16 protein-coding genes are annotated in these 17,863 nt (G+C 72.5%); 4 read left to right on the top strand and 12 right to left on the bottom strand.

The features are described from left to right. Positions 1 to 20: 20 nt before the first annotated feature. From GA0070561_RS08005 to GA0070561_RS07985, 5 genes are all read right to left on the bottom strand, one after another. Positions 21 to 1,364 (bottom strand): aminotransferase-like domain-containing protein, encoded by a 1,344-nt coding sequence (locus GA0070561_RS08005; protein ID WP_091397677.1) that lies wholly within the window; start codon positions 1,362 to 1,364, stop codon positions 21 to 23. 3 nt (positions 1,365 to 1,367) lie between these two features. After that, positions 1,368 to 2,471: an alpha-hydroxy acid oxidase gene (locus GA0070561_RS08000; RefSeq protein ID WP_091400023.1), complete on the bottom strand. Its 1,104-nt coding sequence runs from the start codon at positions 2,469 to 2,471 to the stop codon at positions 1,368 to 1,370. Then, entirely contained in the window at positions 2,464 to 3,459 is a 996-nt protein-coding gene (locus tag GA0070561_RS07995; RefSeq protein ID WP_091397673.1) for an alpha/beta hydrolase, read from the bottom strand. The genes GA0070561_RS08000 and GA0070561_RS07995 overlap by 8 nt, the downstream gene beginning before the upstream one ends. A 7-nt stretch (positions 3,460 to 3,466) precedes the next feature. After that, positions 3,467 to 4,678 (bottom strand): cytochrome P450, encoded by a 1,212-nt coding sequence (locus GA0070561_RS07990; protein ID WP_091397670.1) that lies wholly within the window; start codon positions 4,676 to 4,678, stop codon positions 3,467 to 3,469. Between the two features lie 69 nt (positions 4,679 to 4,747). Further along, a complete protein-coding gene (locus GA0070561_RS07985) occupies positions 4,748 to 6,025 on the bottom strand; it encodes an SGNH/GDSL hydrolase family protein (protein ID WP_091400021.1) in 1,278 nt (425 codons plus the stop codon). Between the two features lie 314 nt (positions 6,026 to 6,339). On the opposite strand from GA0070561_RS07985, the gene GA0070561_RS07980 reads away from it, so the two are divergent. Both GA0070561_RS07980 and GA0070561_RS07975 read left to right on the top strand, forming a co-directional pair. Next, complete coding sequence (locus tag GA0070561_RS07980) at positions 6,340 to 7,899, top strand: AMP-binding protein (RefSeq protein WP_091397666.1); 1,560 nt, start codon at positions 6,340 to 6,342, stop codon at positions 7,897 to 7,899. After that, positions 7,896 to 9,113: an MFS transporter gene (locus GA0070561_RS07975; protein WP_091397662.1), complete on the top strand. Its 1,218-nt coding sequence runs from the start codon at positions 7,896 to 7,898 to the stop codon at positions 9,111 to 9,113. Before GA0070561_RS07980 ends, GA0070561_RS07975 begins: the two co-directional genes overlap by 4 nt. A gap of 50 nt (positions 9,114 to 9,163) precedes the next feature. On the opposite strand, the gene GA0070561_RS07970 is transcribed toward GA0070561_RS07975, so the two are convergent. Continuing rightward, the gene (locus tag GA0070561_RS07970; RefSeq protein WP_112670893.1) at positions 9,164 to 9,739 is read right to left on the bottom strand and encodes a hypothetical protein; all 576 of its coding nucleotides are present in this window, start codon (positions 9,737 to 9,739) and stop codon (positions 9,164 to 9,166) included. Between the two features lie 219 nt (positions 9,740 to 9,958). Here GA0070561_RS07970 and GA0070561_RS07965 point away from each other — a divergent pair, with 219 nt between their 5' ends. Then, positions 9,959 to 10,897: a hypothetical protein gene (locus tag GA0070561_RS07965; RefSeq protein WP_091397656.1), complete on the top strand. Its 939-nt coding sequence runs from the start codon at positions 9,959 to 9,961 to the stop codon at positions 10,895 to 10,897. A 39-nt stretch (positions 10,898 to 10,936) separates the two neighbouring features. Then, a complete protein-coding gene (locus tag GA0070561_RS07960; protein ID WP_091397653.1) occupies positions 10,937 to 11,620 on the top strand; it encodes an SGNH/GDSL hydrolase family protein in 684 nt (227 codons plus the stop codon). 69 nt (positions 11,621 to 11,689) lie between these two features. Here the strand turns inward: GA0070561_RS07960 and GA0070561_RS07955 are convergent, their stop codons facing one another. From GA0070561_RS07955 to hppD, 6 genes are read right to left on the bottom strand one after another with little or no spacing between them, the layout of a single operon-like run. Next, positions 11,690 to 13,048: a hypothetical protein gene (locus tag GA0070561_RS07955; protein ID WP_167362354.1), complete on the bottom strand. Its 1,359-nt coding sequence runs from the start codon at positions 13,046 to 13,048 to the stop codon at positions 11,690 to 11,692. Beyond that, on the bottom strand, positions 13,045 to 14,013 hold the full coding sequence (locus GA0070561_RS07950; RefSeq protein ID WP_091397650.1) for an alpha-ketoacid dehydrogenase subunit beta: 969 nt from the start codon (positions 14,011 to 14,013) through the stop codon (positions 13,045 to 13,047). Before GA0070561_RS07950 ends, GA0070561_RS07955 begins: the two co-directional genes overlap by 4 nt. 1 nt (position 14,014) lies before the next feature. Continuing rightward, the gene (locus GA0070561_RS07945; RefSeq protein WP_091397647.1) at positions 14,015 to 14,989 is read right to left on the bottom strand and encodes a thiamine pyrophosphate-dependent dehydrogenase E1 component subunit alpha; all 975 of its coding nucleotides are present in this window, start codon (positions 14,987 to 14,989) and stop codon (positions 14,015 to 14,017) included. Beyond that, on the bottom strand, positions 14,986 to 15,777 hold the full coding sequence (locus tag GA0070561_RS07940; protein WP_091397644.1) for a DUF3050 domain-containing protein: 792 nt from the start codon (positions 15,775 to 15,777) through the stop codon (positions 14,986 to 14,988). Before GA0070561_RS07940 ends, GA0070561_RS07945 begins: the two co-directional genes overlap by 4 nt. Position 15,778: 1 nt before the next feature. Further along, on the bottom strand, positions 15,779 to 16,708 hold the full coding sequence (locus tag GA0070561_RS07935) for a phytanoyl-CoA dioxygenase family protein (RefSeq protein WP_091397642.1): 930 nt from the start codon (positions 16,706 to 16,708) through the stop codon (positions 15,779 to 15,781). Beyond that, on the bottom strand, positions 16,705 to 17,796 hold the full coding sequence (gene hppD, locus GA0070561_RS07930; RefSeq protein WP_091397639.1) for a 4-hydroxyphenylpyruvate dioxygenase: 1,092 nt from the start codon (positions 17,794 to 17,796) through the stop codon (positions 16,705 to 16,707). Before hppD ends, GA0070561_RS07935 begins: the two co-directional genes overlap by 4 nt. Between the last annotated feature and the right edge of the window lie 67 nt (positions 17,797 to 17,863).

Here is a 17,863-nt window from a genome sequence, read left to right as displayed (position 1 = left end):
CATCCGATGAACGCGGTGTGTCAACCCGCCCGGCGAGTCACCTCGTCGGTGATCAGCGCCGCGAGGCGATCCAGCCCGACGTCGATCTGCTCCGGTGTGACCGCGCTGACCGACAACCGCAACGCGTGGACCGGCGCTGTGTCGTCGTAGAAGTGCGCCATCGGCGTCCACAGCACCCCGTAGTCGCGCCCCGAGCGGTCCAGCAGCGCGTCGTCGACCGGGAACGGCACGGTCACCACCACGAAGAACCCGCCGGCCGGCACCGTCCACCGCACCGCGGGCCGGTCCGGCAGATCGGGCTGGTCGGGCAGAGCCGGAAAGCGCCGGGCGAGGCCGGCCACCAGGTGGCGCAGATTCCGGGTGTACGCGGACCGCTCCCGGGTGTTCGCGGCCACCAGGCTGCATCCGTGCTCCAGCAGCCGCCCCCCGATCACCGCCTGCGCAATGGGCGACGTGTTCACAGTGACCATGCTCTTGATCATGGCGAGTTGGTCGGCGAGCGGACCGACCCGGCCGCCCGGGCCGGCCACCCGCTGATCCGCGACGACGTACCCGACCCGCGCGCCGGGGAGCACGGTCTTGGCGAACGAGCCGAGGTAGACGACGCGCCGGCCGGTGTCCAACGCCTTCAGGGTGGGCGGGCGCGGCCCGTCGTCGCTGTGGAACAGACCGTACGGGTTGTCCTCCAGCAGCAGCAGATCCTCCTGCGTCGCCAGGTCCAGCAACCGTTGCCGGTGGGCGCTGTCGATGCTGACCCCGGAGGGGTTGGCGAAGTCCGGCATCAGGTAGCAGGCGCGCGGCCGCAGCCCCGCCGCCCGCGCCCGGTGCACCTGGGCGGCCAGGTCCGCCAGATCGACCCCGGCCGACCCGCCGGCGACCGGCCACACCGGCAGGTCCACCAGCCGGGCCGCCCCGGTCAGGCCGACGTAGGTCGGGGCGACCGCGAGCAGCACATCCGCCGGCCCGGCCCGCAACGCCCGCAGCACCAGGAACATGGCCTCCTGGCAGCCGACGGTCACCACCACGTCCTCCGGGTCGACGGTGATCCCCTCGTCGACCGCGAGGTTGCGGGCGATCAGGTGGTGCACGATGCCCTTGGTCCGGCCGTACTGGAGCAGCAGCCGCCGGGCCTGCTCGGGTCGGTGCCCCAGGTCGTCGACGAGGTGCCGGTGGAAGGTGTCCAGGTGCCGGTGCACCGCCGCGAGGTCGAAGAACTCCTCGTACGGCCGGCCGGCCGCGAGGGACACCGCCGCCGGGTAACGCTCGGACACCTCGTTGAGGAAGTTCATCGATGTCAGCGCCGGATCGCCCAGCGCGGGGTGCAGGTCGGCGACGGTCAGGTCGGCCGGTTCGGCGACGCTCATCCCTCAGCCCATCCCGAGGGTGCGCAGCTCGCCGGCCGACGGCACATCGGCGCAACCGGCCAGGGTGAGCGCGTCGGTCAGCTCGGCGACGAGCAGCCCCAACGCGTCCCGGGCGGCCGGTTCGCCACCGGCGGCGAGGGCCCAGAGCAGCGGCCGGCCGACCAGCACCCCGGCCGCACCCAACGCCAGCGCCCGCAGCACGTCGGTGCCGCACCGGATGCCGCTGTCCAGCAGCACCTGGCAGTCGCCCCCGACCGCGTCGACGACCTCCGGCAGCATGGTGACGCTCGCCGGTGAGCCGTCCAGTTGCCGCCCGCCGTGGTTGGAGACGACCACCGCGTCCGCGCCGGCTCGTACCGCCTCGGTCGCGTCGCGCGGGTCCAGCAGCCCCTTGACCACCAGCGGCAGGTCGACCTGCTCGCGCAGCCACGCCAGGTCCGCCCAGCGCAGCGCCGGCGCGAACGACGCGGCGGTGTGCGCGGCGATGGCGGACACCCCGGGGGCACCGGAGTGCGCCAGCGCGTCGCGACCGTCGGGGAGGTTCGCGGCGACCACCTCGGCCGGCAGCCGGAACGCGTTGCGCAGGTCCCGGGGACGGCGGCCGAGCACCGGGACGTCCACGGTGACCACCAGCGCCCGGCAGCCGGCCGTGACGACCCGGTCCAGCAGGTCGCGGACGAGCGCCCGGTCGCGCAGCCAGTAGAGCTGGAACCAGACGTCCGCGCCCGCCCCGGTGACCTGTTCGATGGGGGTGCTGGCCAGCGTGCTGGCCAGGTACGGGATCCCGGCCGCGCCGGCCGCCGCCGCCAGACCCAGCTCCCCGTCCGGGTGCACCAGCCGCTGGTACGCCATCGGCGCCACCCCGACCGGCATGGCGTACCGGCGGCCGAGCAGGTGGGTGCCGAGGTCGGCGGTGTCCACCCCGCGCAGCACGCGGGGCAGCACCGCGACCCGGTCCAGCGCGCGACGGTTCGCGGCGAGGGTCACCTCCGCCGCGCTGCCGCCGGCCAGGTAGTCCCACACGTCCGGCGGCAGCACGGCCCGGGCCCGTTCGGCGTAGTCGGCGAGCGACACGGCCGGCACGTCGGCCGACACCCGCTCACCCATCGCCCGACCCCGGGCCTGTCGCGGCATCCGGCTCGGCCGGCTCATCCACCCTGCCCGGCCCGGCCGGCAGCCCGAAACGCTCACGGAGGAAGGCCGCAGCGCTCTCCTGCGCGCGCCGACCGTCGGTGAAGGTGCCCGGCATGGCGAAGAACCCGTGGATCATGCCCGGGTGGTGCTCCAACCGGGTGGACACACCAGCGTCGCGCAGCCGCTCGGCGTACCGCTGCCCCTCGGCGCACAGGGGATCCAGTTCGGCGGTGATCACCAGTGCCGGCGGCAACCCGGACAGGTCGTCGGCGAGCAGCGGCGAGGCCAGCGGATCCTTGGCGTGCGCCGGGTCGGCCAGGTAGTGCGTCCGGTACCAGGCGACCGAATGGCGGTTGAACAGCGCCGGGTCGTCGTCCCCGGCCGGTTCGCCGCTCTGGTCGGTGTTCGGGTAGACCAGCAGCTGCGCGGCGAGCGGCGGCCCGTCCGTACGGCTGAGCAGGGTGACCGCGGCGGCCAGGTTTCCGCCGGCGCTGTCCCCACCCACCGCCAGCCGGGTCGGGTCGACACCCAACTCGTGGGCGTGCCGGGCGATCCACGAGGTGGCGGCGTGGCAGTCGTGCACCGCCGCCGGGAAGGGGTGCTCCGGGGCGAGGCGGTAGCCGACGGTGATCACCTGACAGGGCACGGCGTTGGCCAGGCGCCGGCAGATGCCGTCGGCGGTGTCGATGCTGCCGAGCGTCCAGCCGCCGCCGAAGAAGTACAGCACTGTGGGCAGCGGACCCGACCCGGTCGGCCGGTACACCCGCAGCGGTAGCTCCCCGGCGGGGCCGGGGATCCGCTCGTCGCGTACCTCGGTCACCGGCTCGACCGCGCCGCTGCCGGCACGGATCGCGGCCAGGTCCGCGGCGCGCGCCTCGGACAGGGTCTGTGCGTACAGCGGCGGGGTGCCGGCCGCGGCACGGGCCGCCCGGTAGGCCGCCACCTCCGGGTGCACTGCCATGTCGCTCCTATCCACCGGTGCTGACCAGCAATGTGTCGATCCCGCGCAGGAACAGGCTGCCGCTGTACGTCGGCGTCTCGGTGACCCTCAGCGCGGGGAACCGGGCGAACAGCCGGGGCAGCGCGAGGCGACCCTCCAACCGCGACACCGCCGCGCCGAGGCAGAAGTGCGGGCCCACCCCGAAGGCCAGCGACGGGGGGCCGGAACGGGTCGGGTCGAAGGTGTCCGGGGCCGGGAAGCGGGCCGCGTCCCGGTTGGCCGCCCCGATCATGATCAGCACGTTGTCGTCAGTGGCGACCGGCACGCCGTGCAGCACGGTGTCGGCCGGCGCGGCACGGGCCAGGAAGTGCACGGGGCTCGCCAACCGCAGCACCTCGTCGACGCAGCCCTGCGCCAGCGTGGCGTCGGTGGGCAGCGCCGCGACGGTCTGCGGGTGGGCCAGCAGTAACGGCAGCCCGTTGCTGAACATGTAGACCGTGGTGACGAAGCTGGCGTTGAACAGTACGATCAGGTTGCTGACCAACTCCTCCTCGGTCAGCTCCACCTCCCCGGAGTCGAGCGCCTCGACCAACGCGCTGAGCAGGTCGTCCCCGGGCACCCGGCGACGGTGCCCGAGCAGCTCCCGGTAGAAGGCCCGTAACTCCCGCGCGGCGGTGTTGGCCGCGGCCAGCCGCTGCGGGGTCTTCCCCGCCACGTCCAGGAACTCGTCGATCCACTCCACCCGCTCGCGGTACCACGGCAACTCGGCGGCCGGGATGCCGATGAACTCGGCCATCACCAGGGCCGGGATCGGGTACGCGAAGTCGGCCACGAAGTCGACGACGCCCTTCCCGGCGTCCGCCATCCGGTCCAGCAGTTCGTCGACCACCCGCAGGATCACCGGTTCCAGCGCGCCGAGCCGGCGCGGTGTGAAGGTGCGGGAGAAGACGTGCCGCATCCGGGTGTGATCGGGCGGGTTCACGAACATCATCGAGGTCTGGAAGGTCCGCAGGATCTCCTGCTCCTCCCAGCCCGGCGGCGGCTGTTTCGTCCATTCCGGATCGCGCAGCAGCCCGTCGACCAGGTCGTAGCCGACCGCGACGGCGGCCACCGTCCGGTGCTCGGCGCGCGCCGGCACCGCGCTGATCGGGCCGAGCCGGTGCAGGTCCGCGTACCACGGGTACGGGTCCTGTCTGCCCTCCTCGCTGTACAGGCCGGTGAGTATCTCGTCCACGTCCACGGCCAACTCCTCCCCCGCCGATGTCGGCGGCCGGGGGCAGCGGGGATCACCCGCCGCCCCCGGCCCATGTCACAGGTCGAGCAGCCGCAGCGGCACGGCGTCTGCCAGTGCCTGGTTGCCGGCGTCGTTCGGGTGGATGTGGTCCCCCGAGTCGTACGCGGGCAGCAGCTGGCTGGGACGTGCCGGGTCGCGCAGCACCCGGTCGAAGTCGAGCAGCCCGTCGAACTCCCGACTGCCGCGCAGGTACGTGTTCACCGCCTGGCGGGTGGCCTCCTTCTGCGGCGTCCACACGCCCGGCGCGCCGTGCCCCTCGTACGGCGTCAGCGTGGCCACCAGGCTGGTCAGCCCGCGCTGCTGGAGCTGCTGGTTGATCTGCCGCAGCGTGCCGATGATCGCCTCGGGTGTGTCGTTCGACATCCAGATGTCGTTGATGCCCAGGTGGGTGACGACGGTACGCACCCCGGTCTGGCCGAACACGTCCTCGTTGAGCCGGGCCGCCGCGTTCGGGCCGAGCTGGTAGTAGCCCGGGTAGTTGCCGTCGCCCGGCTCGGTGCCCTCGTGGTTGAGCCGGTTGCCGGCCAGGCTCAGGTTGAGCACGCCCGGGGTGCGCTTGTCCGGTCGATCGGCGAGCAGCCGGTCGGAGAGCAGGTCGGGCCAGCGCCGGTTGGCGTTGACGGTGCTGCCGTTGCCGTCACCGATGGAGTCGCTGAGCACGACCAGCGCGCCGGGGGTGCCCTTGCGCTGCACGTCGACGCCGGAGAGGAAGAACCAGCAGCAGGTCGGACGGGTGGTGAACCCGGTGCCCTCGGCCGCCCCGGTCAGATCCCCGGCGCCGATGAAGTTGGCCTGCTGGGACTGCCCGTGGAACGTGGTCGGGCCGGTCGGCGTCGGGAAGTGCACAGTGACCACCAGGTCGCTGTCGTCCGCGACCGGGAAGGCCAACGGGTCGCTGAGCAGTTCGGCGCCCCGGTTCATGGTCGCCGTGGTGGCACCGGTGAAGGTCAGCGGGCGTACCGACGCGGCGTCGATGTCGGAGAGGTCGTCGGGTGTCGCGGTGTTTGGCCGGGCGACGGTGGCGCGGCCGACACTGACCGCCTGCTCGCCGTAGAGGTTGCTCAGGCGGACCCGCAGCGCCGGGCCACCCACGGAGACGTGCACGATCATCCGGACGCTCTGGTCGTTGAGGCCGGTGTTTGTCAACCCGACCGAGTTGCCCCGGGTGACAGCGGTGGCCCAACTGCCCGCCCACTCGGCGCGGTCGGGTCGGCTGGCGGCGGTGCCGGACGGACCGGCGCTGGCGACGACGGCGGGTGCGCCGGCGACCAACAGCGCGGCCGCAGCGGCGATGACAGGCCATCTCTTCGGGGTTGCCGTTGCCATGGAACCTCCATCGTGTGGCAGCCCAGGGCCGTCCGCTGACGGCGCCCGCCTGGACGATGGTCCAGAAACCTAGCCGCCGCCGCTGACGGGCGTCAATCAACCTGATCGACGCGATCAAATGTCCGGCGGGCCGCTCGGACCGCCCGTCGGCACGGTTCCGACCAGCCGTTTCCCGCCTAGGCTTCCAGGCGGCGGCGGTGCGGTCGCCCAAGCGCGCCACCGTCGCGTCGTCACCGGGAACTGCCCCGGGGACCGCCGCTTTCTCGGATGGGGGCTGCCGGATGACTGACGGACCCGGGCACACCACTACCTACGTGCACAGGGTGTTGGACCTCTTCGCCGAATTCGGCGACCGGGAGGCGTTGGTCGGCGCCGATCGGCGACTCACCTACACCGAGGCAGCCGCGCGGGTCCGGGCGATGGCCGCGACGTTGACCCGGCACGGCGTACGGCCCGGGTCGGCGGTGCTGGTGACCGTCGCGAACGCGGTGGAGGGTCCGCTGCTGCAACTCGCCCTGCATCTGCTCGGCTGCCGGACCATGTGGGTCGCCCCGGTGACCGCGCGCCGGGAGGTCGACGAGTTCATCCGGTTGACCCGCCCGGACGCCCTGGTCTACGACGCCAGGGACCGGGCCAGTCTGGGCCCGGAGCTGGCCGCCGCGCTGCCCGGCACACCGGTCTGCTGTCTGGGGGCGGGCGGTGCCGGCCCCGACCTCACCGCCGACACCGACGTGGCGGAGCTGCCGGCGTCCGTGCCGGCGCCCGAGTCGTTCCTGCAGACCAGCGGCACCACCGGCAGCCCGAAGCTGGTGCACCACCGGGAGAGCTTCTACGCCCAGATCCTCGCCCTGGCCGCCGACTTCCGCGCCGCCGGGTTCCCGTTGCTGCGGCACCTGTCGCACTCTCCGATGTGGCTGGCCAGCGGGCAGATCACCACGCTGTTCAACCTGTTCACCGGCGGGGTGCTGTTCCTGCGCGACGACTGGGACCCGGTGGCCTTCGTGGACACCGTGCAACGGGAGCGGATCAACTCGACCTTCGTCACCCCGCCGATGCTCTACGAGGTGTTGGACCACCCGGCGCTGGTCGGCGCGGACTTCTCCGCCATGTTCATGTTCAACGTGGGCGCCGGGCCCGCCGCGCCCGCCCGGCTGCGCCAGGCCATCGCGCGGTTCGGTCCGGTGCTGCGCATCGTGTACGGCCTCAGCGAGGCCGTCGTGATCACCGCGCTGCCCGGGCTGACCGACGATCCGGAGCACCCGGAGCGGTTGCGCTCCTGCGGGCGGCCCTACGGTGACGTCCGCATCGAGATCCGCGACGACGACGGCGCGGTGCTGCCGACGGGCCGCGACGGCGAGGTGTGGGTGCGGACCCGACTGAGCTTCGCCGGCTACCACGGTCAGCCCGAGCTGACCGCGCAGACGCTCGTCGACGGGTGGGTGCGAACCCGCGACATCGGCCACCTCGACGACGACGGCTACCTCTACCTCGTCGACCGGGCACACGACATGATCGTCACGCATCGCCGGAACTGGGCGATCTTCTGCCGCCCCATTGAGGACGTGCTGGTCGGGCACCCCCAGGTACGGGCCGCCGCCGTGATCGGCGTGCCGGACGAGACGGTCGGCGAGGTGCCGTACGCGTACGTGGTGCTCGGGCCGGGCGCGACGGTCACCGGGGCGGAACTGATCGACCTGGTGACCGCCGAACTCAACGAGATGTGGGCGCCGGCCGCTGTCGAGTTCATCGACCGGCTGCCGATGAACCGGTCGATGAAGGTGGACAAGCGGGCGCTGCGCGCGCGGCACGCGGCCCGTCGGGCGGCGGCGGTCGGGGCGTGACCCCCCGCCGGCAACTGGTCGTCCTGGTCAGCGCGGACCTGATCTCCAACCTGGGCACCCGCATCTCGGTGGTGACCATTCCGTGGCTGGTGCTGGTGACCACCGGCAGCCCCACCAAGATGGGTCTGGTCGCGTTCGCCGAGACCCTGCCGTACCTGCTGTCCAGCGCGTTGGGCGCCCCGTGGGCGGACCGGATCGGCCTGCGCCGTACCTCGATCCTCTGCGACGCGGGCAGCGCGGTGGTGATGGTCGTCGTGGCGCTGACCCCGTGGTTGGGCTTCGTCCCGCTGGTAGCGCTCGTCGCGGTGGCCGGCGCGCTGCGGGGCATCGGGGACCGGGTGAAGCACGTGATGTTCCGACCGGCCGCGGAGGCCGCCGGAGTGCCGCTGATCCGGCTGACCTCCGCGTACGACGGGCTCAGCCGGGTGGTGACATTGTTCGGCGCCGCAGTGGGCGGCCTGCTGATCGCCGTCTTCGGGGTGACCGAGGCGATCCTCATCGACGCGGCCAGCTTCGGGGTCTGCGCGCTGCTCATCGGCGTCCTGGTCCGCCCGCCGGCCGTCCCGACGCAACCCACCCAGCCGGAAAGTTACCTGCGCGCCCTGCGGGGTGGCTTCAGTTACCTGGGCCGGGACCGGCCGCTGCTCGGCATGCTCGCCGTCATCTCGGCGCTGAACATGGTGGCCAACGCCAGCGTGGCCGTCTACATCCCGGTCTGGGTCGCCCGGGAGCTGCCCGGCCCGAGCGGTCTCGGCCTGGTGCTGGCGGCGTTCTCGGCGGGCGCGCTGCTGGGCAACCTGGTGTTCACCGCGCTCGGGCCCCGGCTGCCCCGGCGGCTGACGTTCCTGGTCGGCGCACTGGTCGCCGGCACGCCTCGGCTGGTGGCGCTGGCGATCAGCGACGAACTGCCGGTGGTGCTCGTGGTGACGTTCCTGTCCGGAATCGGCATCGCGGCGGTCAACCCGCTGCTCGGGGTGGCGCTCTACGAGCGGGTGCCGCCGGAGTTGCAGACCCGGGTGATCGGCATCGCCGGGTCGTTGGCGTTCGTCGGGTTGCCGGTCGGCGCGCTACTCGGCGGCTGGTCGGTGGACGCTCTGGGATTCACCCCGGCCCTGCTGACCATGGCGGCGGCGTGCCTGGTGGTCACCGCGTACCCGCTGGTGGCCCGCTCGTCCGAGTCGCAGACACAGTCCACCCCCGCCGTCACGCCCTGACGCGGATCGCCGCCACCCACAGCACCGAACAGGGGCCGACCGAGGGCTAGTCAGCGCCCGGCCGGGGCCGGGCTGGCATGTTCGGTGCGGCAGCGTGGGCACCGCAGTCGCGCCCCCGCGGCCGTTCGGGGCACCCGTAGCCGCTGACCGCAGCCGCAGGTCACCACCGGGGCCGACGCCCGTAGGTATTCGTCCCGCTCCCGGCGTGGCCACCGGCCGTGGCAGCGGGCGCACCACTTCGGCGGGTAGCTGTGGTAGTGCGCCAGGCCGAACGCGCCCGCGACCATCAGCGCGGCGGGAACCAACAGGCCGAGTGGCGCGAGCAGCGCGGTCGGCACTCCGCCGACGCCGTCGGAGACCAGCACGGCGACCACCGTGAGCACGACCACCGGCACACCGAGCAGTGTGAACCCGAAACCCCAGGCGAAGGCCAGCAGGGACGGCAGGAACATCCACATACCGCCCGGGGCCCAGCGGCGGACCCCGTACCCGCCGCAGCGCGGGCAGTTCGGCGAGGCGCGGTGCGGCACCGACCGCAGCGCCTTCGGCGCCAGCCACTGAACCAGAAGCTTGAGGATCTCCTCGACCAGTTTCGTCGCGAGGGCCTGCAGGAACGAACCGAGCATCGTCACTCCCCTCGCCGATGGGTTCTGCCGTCGGCCCACCACCCATCGTGGGCGCTGGGTGCCAACAGCCCACCCCAGCTCGCCGACGCCGCGTCGTCCACGACGCCAATCCGACAGTGCCCGCGCGTTGTTCGTCCGACGTTCGGTTGCTGGTCGCCCGGGCGTCGGCGGGGGCTGGCTAGCGTCGACCGTCGTCATCACACCTGGAGGCCACCGCGTATGACGTCGTCACCCACCCGCCGCCGCACGGCCGAGGTCACCGCCGTACGCCGGATCGGCGACAGCGCGCCGCACAGCGCGTTCACCGACCTCGTCCGGTATGCAGGGAGCTGGTTCTGCGCCTTCCGGGAGGCCCGCACCCACCTCAGCGACGACGGCGTGCTCCGGGTGCTGACCTCGACCGACGGTCGGTCCTGGACCTCCGCGGCCGTCATCGCGCAGGCCGGCACCGACCTGCGCGACCCGCGTTTCGTGGCGCGCCCCGACGGGCGGCTGCAACTGCTGGCGGCGGCCGCCACCGGCGCGGCCACCAGGACGTTCCAGACGGTGACCTGGCTCTCCACCGACGGGCACGCCTGGGGCGGTCCGACCCCGGTGGGCGAGCCGGGCGTCTGGGTGTGGCGGGCCGCCTGGCACGACGACGCGATGTACGGCGTCGGCTACGCCACCCGGGAGCCGAGGTTCGCCCGGCTCTACCGCAGCACTGACGGGGTGGACCTGCGGCAGTGGGTGCCGACGCTCTTCGAGGACGGGTACCCCAACGAGTCCGGTCTGGTCTTCGCCCCGGACGGCACCGCCCTCTGCCTGCTGCGGCGGGACGCGGGCACCGCGAGCGCGCAGCTCGGCAGGGCCGTGCCGCCGTACCGGGACTGGACCTGGACGGATCTGGGTGTCCAGGTGGGCGGGCCGACGCTGCTCCGGCTGCCGGACGGGCTGCTGCTGGCCGGGGTGCGGCTGCACGACGGCGAGGTCCGCACCGCGATCTGCGTCGTCGACCCGGACCGGAGCGAGCTGACCGAGCTGGTCGCGCTGCCGTCCGGTGGCGACACCAGCTACCCCGGCCTGGTCTGGCACGACGACCTGCTGTGGGTGAGCTACTACTCGTCGCACGAGGGGCGGACCTGTGTCTACCTGGCCGAGGTCAGCCTGACCGGCTGAGCCTGGCCCGGCAGCCCGGCGGTCGGCTAGCGTGCCGGCATGCCATCGACGCTCACCGAATCGACGGACCCGTACTGTCTGCGCCCCGGGGAGGCCACCGAACTGCTGCACGGGCACCAGTGGCGGCGGTTCGTGGCGCTGGGCGACAGCGTCGTGGAGGGCATGTGTGAGCCGACACCGGGCTACCCGGACGTGCAGTGGGTCGACCGGGTCGCCGCCGAGCTGACCGCCGTGCGCCCCGAGCTGGCGTACCGGAATCTGGGTCGACGCGGGCTGCGCGCGCACCAGGTGCGGGCCACCCAGCTCGCCCCGGCGCTGGCCTTCGCACCGGACCTGGCGCTGGTCGTCTGCGGCGGCAACGACGCCTTCCACCCGGCGTACGACGCGGAGGCGGTGGACGCCGAGCTGACCGCAATGATCATCGCGCTGCGTGACGTGGGCGCCGACGTGATCACAGTGGGCATGTTCGACGTCTCGCACAGCCCGGCGGTGCCCGCGCACCTCCGGCCCGGCCTGGGCGAGCGAATGCGCCGCCTGTCCGCCCACACGGCCACCCTCGCCGAACGCCTGAGAACAATCCACGTGCACCTGACCGACCATCCCCTGACGGCCGACCCCACCCTCTACAGCACCGACGGCCGCCACGGCAGCGCCCGCAGCGATGCAATAGCAACAGCCCAAACCCTCCGCACCCTCTCCCGCCGGCTCTCCTCGCCTCGGTGATCAAGAGGTTTGCGTCAGGAAGCTGGCCTCCCTTGACCGAAACCTCTTGATCACCGTGTAGGGCCGGGGTCAGTCGGTCAGGAGGATTCCGGTCAGGAGGACGCCGTGGGCCAGGTTGAGGACTCCGTCGCAGCCGGGGTAGCCGACCCTCGCCAGGCCGCCGGAGGCGTGACGGCCGAACAGGTACGGGGCCAGGGAATACGGGACGTCGGCGGTGACCGTCTCACCGGTCTCGATCTGGACGAAGTCCATCGACACCCGGTCGGTCGGCAGGTACTCCTGGAGGATGGCGCCGCCCTGGTCGACGGCGGCCCGCACACCGTCGGCCCAGTCCGCCGCGCTCAACTCCGGGCCGAGCAGCACACCGTGCCCGGCCGAACCGTCGGCCGGCTTCGCCACCAGCGTGGCCTGCTCGGCGAGGGCCCGGTCGAGCACCGCGGCGGTCAACGGCACCGTGTACGGCACGTGCCGGCGGATCAGTGCCTGGTCGTCGGCGGACAGCCCGTCCACGTCCTCCCACAGCCAACCGAACGTGGTCTTGTTGCCGAGCAGCCAGGCCGCCGCCGACACGAACATCGGTAGGGTGCCGGCGGCGAGGGCCACGGCCACCGCGTCCAGGCCGGCGGTCGGGGTGACCCGGTTGGGCACGAACAACCGGAACAGCGCGTCGACCGGTGCGCCGTCGACGACCAGACGGTTGTCGGCGTCCACTGTGGCGGTGGCGACCGGGGCGATGACCAGGTCGATGCCGAAGTCCCGGGCCCGTACGGCGAGGGGGTCGAGGATCCGGATGAACGCCTGCGGGTCGTCGAGGCCCGGGTAGTCACCGTCGAAGTCCATCAGCAGCGCCACCCGGGCGCCCTCAGGCAGTCGCAGTTCCTCGCGGATCGCCACGAACCGCTGGTCCAGCAGCGACGGCGCGGCCCGCACCGGCAGGTCGTCGAGGATGCCGTGCTCCCGGTAGAGGCCCGCGTACCGCTGGATGACGGTGTCGGCGTCGAACCCGCCACCGAGGCTGCTGTCGATGTTGTACTCGACGAACTTCGGCACCCCGGCGGAGAAGATCACGTCCGGGCGGTACGCGGCCAGCAGCGCCTCGGTCAGCGGCTCGGCCTCGTCCAGCAGTCGGGTCTCCCCCGCCGGTACGCCGAGCAGCCGCCGCAGCTCACCGGCGGTGCCGGCCCGCCGACGGCAGGCGTCGAGGATGAGCTGGGCGAGCCGGTCGCAGACCTCGTTGAGTTCCCGCCAGGCGTCGGCGGTGAGCACCGGGGGGCGGGCCAACCGCCACTGCTTGTTGTAGGTGGCCCGGCCGTGGAAGACCTGCTCCCAGGCCTCCGCCCCACTGGCCACCATGGCCCGACGGGCCGGCTCCGGAAGGTCGGTCCACGCCCGATCGGCCACCGGCCACGGATAGTTTGGGTCGATCATGAGCCGTCCTTCATCGTCAGGTGGATGGCGGTGGCGAGCTGATCGCGGCCGGGCTGGACGGCCCGATCCAGTGCGGGGGCGAACGGCAGCACCGCCCCGTCCGGGCGGGTGACCCGGCGCGGCGGGGCGAGCAGCCGGACCCGCTCCACCACGCTCGCGATGATCTCGGCGGCCATCCCGCAGGAACGGTTGGCGTCGTCGAGCACCACGAGGCGTCCGGTGCGGGCCACCGACTCGGTGAGACCGTCGATGTCGAACGGGTACAGGGTGCGCGGGTCGAACACCTCCACCGAGACCTGGTCGGCCAACTCCTCGGCGACGGCGAGCGCGTCGTGCACCAGGTGCCCGATCGCGACCACTGTCACGTCGTCGCCGAAGCGGTGGATCCGACCTCGACCCAGCGGCACCGGCGCCAGGTCGTCGACGTCGTCGCGTACGTCCATCGCGCCGGCCGGCGCGAACACCACCACCGGGTCGTCGTGGCGGATCGCGGTGACCAGCAGCCCGTACGCGTCGGCCGGGGTGGCCGGCACGACGGTGACCACGCCGACGTGGGCGAAGAGGCTGTACGGGTGGTCGGAGTGCTGCCCGGCCCACCCGGTACGCGAGCCGGACCCGGGGACCAGGTAGGTGACGGGGACGCGGCACTGCCCGCCGGTCATCAGCGGGAACTTGTGCGCGTGGTTGACGATCTGCTCGAAGACCAGGAACAGCAGCGACGGGATCTGGAACTCGATCACCGGCCGCAGCCCGGCCAGCGCCGCCCCGGTGGCGAAGCTGGTGAACGCCTGCTCGGACAGGGGGGTGTCGCGGACCCGTTCGGTGCCGAAGCGCTTGGCCAGCCCGGTGGTCACCAGCGACGCCCCGACCTGGACGTCCTCCCCGAGCAGGAACACCGCCTCGTCGCGGGCCAACTCGTCGCCGAGGGCCCGGGTCAGTGCCCGGCGGTACGACAGTCGGGGCACCTCAGCCACCTCCGGTGCGGGCGGTCAGGCCGCTGGCGTACAGGTAGGTCAACGCGTCGGCCGGGTCGGGTTCCGGGCTGCTCAGGGCGAACCGCACCGCCGCGTCGACTGTCGCCTCGACCTCGACGTCCACGGCGGCGCGGTCGGTGTCGGTGAGGCGTTCGCCCTGGATGCGCACCGGGTCCCGGGCCCGACCACGAATCACCTCGTCGGGTGGGCGGTAGTCGTCGAGGCGTACCGCGTGTTCGAAGGTGTGGTGGACGTCGAAGCGGTAGGTCCGGGCCTCGATCAGCTCGGGGCCGCCGCCGGCGCGCATCCGGTCGACGGCGGCGCGCGCGGCGACGCGTACCGTCTCGGGGTCCTGGCCGTCGACCTGGACGGCCGGGATGCCGAAAGCGGCGGCCCGGCCGGCGATGCTGCCGGCCACCGCGCCGGCGACCGGCATGGTGGTGGCGTAACCGTTGTTCTCGCAGACGAACAGCACCGGCACCCGCCAGAGCGCGGCCAGGTTGAACGCCTCCAGCAGCATCCCCTCGTTGACCGCGCCGTCGCCGAAGAAGCTCACCCCGACGGTGTCGCGGCCCCGGCGGCGGTGGGCCCAGACCGCGCCCGTGATGATCGCCCCGGAGGCGCCGACGATCGCGTTGGCGCCGAGTACGCCGATGCTCAGGTCGGCGGCGTGCATCGAACCGCCCCGGCCAGCGTTGAGGCCGGTGACCCGGCCGCACAGCTCGGCGAGCATCCGGGCCGGGTCGGCCCCGCGGGCCAGGACGTGCCCGTGGCCGCGGTGGGTGCCGGCGAGCACGTCGTCGGCGTCCAGGGCGGCGCAGACGCCGGCGGCGATCCCCTCCTGACCGAGGTACGGGTGGATGCCGCCGACGATCTGCCCGCCGTGGACCAGCTCCACCGCCCGTTCCTCGAACCGGCGGATCAGCCGGACCGTGCGGTAGAGCCCGACCGGGTCGGCGTCGGTCACGCGGGCCCCTTGATGGCGGCCAGGATGTCGTCCCAGAGTCGGGCCCGGGCGGCGAGGGCGGTGTTGACAGTGTCGGCGCACTCCTGCCACTTGCTGTCGTCGTCGCCGCACAGGTCGGCGAGCATCTGCATGGCCATCGGGGTGTGCTGTTCGCCGTCGACCTCGATGTGCCGGTGCAGGTAGTCGACGAAGGTGTGCAGCCGGTTGCTGTGCTCGTTGACCGAGACGACCTGGGTGAACATGTCCGGGATCAGGTCCTCCCGGCCGAACGCGAAGGCCGCCGCCTGGCAGTGCACCGGGGTGGACTCGATGATCTGCCAGGTGGTCGCGGCGAACCTCGCCGACGCGGCCGGCACCCCGGCCTCGGCGAGCGCCTCGGTGACCGGTCGGCCGGCGCGCAGCAGGTCGACCAGCGCGTTCACCGCCGTGGTGTCCGCGCCGGCCTCGACCATGCCCTGCACGTACAGCTCGAAGTGGCTGATGTAGCCGCCGCCCAGCTCGTCGCTCTCCTCGACCATGACGATGTCGTTGATGAGGCGGCGGCTGCCGGTCGGGCCGGTCGGAATCCACGGCACTGTGACGCAGGTCAGTTGCCGTTGCAGCGACTTCAGCAGGGACATGAAGTCCCAGACCGCGAAGACGTGGTGCTGCATGAAGGTGACCAGCGCCTCGTGGGTGTCGAGGTTGGCGTAGAGCGGGTGCTTGACCACGGCGTCGCGCCGGTCGGTCACCGCCTGCTCCAACCGCTCGATGCCCGGGTGGGTCCTACCCCAGTCGTACCGTGACATGTCAGCCTCCCTGCTGGGCGCGGTGGCGCCAGATGACCGGGCAGTAGTCGGGGTCCGCGTAGTCCGGCCGCCCGTCGTGGGTGCGGCGGACCAGCACGTCGTGGTTGTACGCGGCGAGCGTGCCGTCGGAGAGCGGATACTCCCGCCAGGCGTTGTCGCCGTCCTGCAGGTGCAGCGAGATCGCCTGTCGGGGGCGACCGCTGACGTTGGGGCCGCTGCCGTGGTAGGTGCGGCAGTGGTGGAAGCTCACGTGTCCCTTGGGGATCACCATCGGGATCTTGCGGATCTCCGCGCCGTTGTACGCGGCGTTCTCGGCCAGCATCTCCTCCAGCTGGCTGCGGTCCCGGTCGGCGAAGTGCCGCACCACCGTGTCGTCGGCGCCGATCTCCTTCCACCGGTGCGAACCGTCGACCATCGTGATGGTGCCCATCTCCTCTCCGCAGTCATGGAAGGGGATGAACGCGGTGAGCATCTTCTCCGACGACGAGGACGCCCAGTAGTGCTTGTCGAAGTGCCAGGGCACGATGTTGCTCGGCTCACCGGAGATCGGCGGCTTGTAGATCAGCGTGGACTGGAAGACCCGGATCTCGTCGGCCTGGGCGAGCCGGGCGGCGACCGCGCCGAGCAGCGGCTTGCGCAGGATCGCGCCGAGCCCGTCGTGCTCGTGGTGGACGTAGTCGTTGTGCCGCTGCACCGGGCCCAAGGACTGCTCCCAGTAGGCCAGCTTCGGTGGACGTACCGGCAGTCGCCGGTCCCGCTCCCCGTCGTAGTAGCGCCGCGCGGCGGCGGCGAGGGCGTCCACCTCGTCGTCGGTGAACACCTTTTTCGACAGGTACCAGCCGTGCTCGGCGTAGTGCCGCACGTCGGCGTCGGACGGCAGCAGCGCTTGTTCCTCGGCGGTCAGCGCGGGTTCGAACTCGGTAGCGGTCATGCCCCCACCCCCTGTGGTGTGGCCGCCACGGCGGCCAGTTCCCGTTCCTTGGCCTCGTAGAGCGCCTTGATGTTGCCGCTGCCGAAGCCCCGCGCGCCGCGTCGCTCGATCAGCTCCAGGAAGAGCGTGCGACGCACGTGCATCGACTCGGCGAAGATCTGCAAGAGCTGGCCGTCGTGGTCGGAGTCGACGAGCACACCCAGCTCGCGCAGCCGGTGCAGCGGGGCGTCGATTCGACCGACCCGCGCCTCCAGGGCGTCGTAGTAGCTGGCGGGGGTGCCGGCGAAGCGCACGCCGCGCCGGCCCAGCGCCTCGACCGCGCCGACGATGTCGTCGGTGCGCAGCCCCAGGTGCTGCACTCCCCCACCGGCGTGCTGGTCGAGGAACGCGTCGATCTGCCCGGGCCGCCGGGTGCGGTCCGGTTCGAGCAGCACCACTGTGACCCGCCCGGACGGGCTCTGGACCACCTTGGAGTTCATTCCCTGCCCGTCGACCTCGATGTGCTCCTCGAAGATCTGCGCGAAGTCGAGCAGCGCCTCGAAGTGCCGGACCGTCTCGTCGAGTTGGCCGGGCGGCACGCAGACCGCCAGGTGGTCGATCTCGGCGAGCACCGGCGGGTGACCGTCCTTGGTGGACACCGCAGCGGTGATGGCGCCGGGCAGGAACTCGCCCCCCTCGCCCCGGCGCTGCACCAGCCGGTGCCGCACGTCGGCGAAGCCGTCCACCTCGGCGATCACCACCTCGGCGTCCGCGCCGGTGCGGGTGGTCGGCGGCGTCACCCCGGTCGCGCCCCGACCCAGCAGCTCGGCGTACGCGGCCGACACGTCGTCGACCTCGACCGCGACGACCCCGATGCCGTCACCGTGGCGTTGCACGTACCGCGACGCCGGATGCTCGGCGCTCAACCCGGAGGTGAGCAGCAACCGGATGTCGCCGTGGCAGAGCAGCAGCGAGCGCTGCCCCGCCAGCCCGGTCTCCGGACCACCCTGGCCACAGATCTCGAAGCCGACGGCGGTGCTGAAGTAGAAGGCCGCCTGTCGGGCGTCCCCCACGTAGAGTTCGATGTGGTCGATACCACGGATGTCCATGTCCCCTGAAACCCTTCCCACCCGATTCCCCCTGTGTTGCCGTCCGGGCACACCCCGCCCGGGATGC

This window comes from Micromonospora saelicesensis, assembly GCF_900091575.1.
GTDB lineage: Bacteria > Actinomycetota > Actinomycetes > Mycobacteriales > Micromonosporaceae > Micromonospora > Micromonospora saelicesensis.
The sequence above is the reverse complement of the archived record's forward strand: the minus strand, read 5'-3'. Positions and strand labels throughout refer to the sequence as shown.